We start from the raw sequence: 225 nt of genomic DNA, 5'->3' as shown, positions 1-225 counted from the left end.
CCGGCCAGGGGACAGCACCGACAGAATCCCGCCGCTGGACGAGCCTGACGACGCGCCGGTCGCCGCGGCTGCACCGACGGCCGCGCCGCCGCCCGAACTCGCACCGGCCCCGGTGCTCGCGCCGCCGGCTGCGGCGGCTCCGGTCCCGGCCAAGACAGCGGTAGAGCCGGCTCCGGCCGCCGCGCCGCTTCCGCCCGCGCCGGCGGCGGCCGCACCGCCTCCGGC

The 225-nt window shown here is 82.2% G+C and carries 1 protein-coding gene; it reads right to left on the bottom strand.

Annotated elements, in window-relative coordinates:
- Nucleotides 1–225, bottom strand: a 225-nt coding sequence (locus tag ELR45_RS38225) for a hypothetical protein (protein WP_205856781.1), incomplete at both ends; no start/stop codon positions are given.

Origin of the sequence: Phytoactinopolyspora endophytica, from assembly GCF_004138495.1 — a bacterium.
Classification (GTDB): domain Bacteria; phylum Actinomycetota; class Actinomycetes; order Jiangellales; family Jiangellaceae; genus Phytoactinopolyspora; species Phytoactinopolyspora endophytica.
The sequence above is the reverse complement of the archived record's forward strand: the minus strand, read 5'-3'. Positions and strand labels throughout refer to the sequence as shown.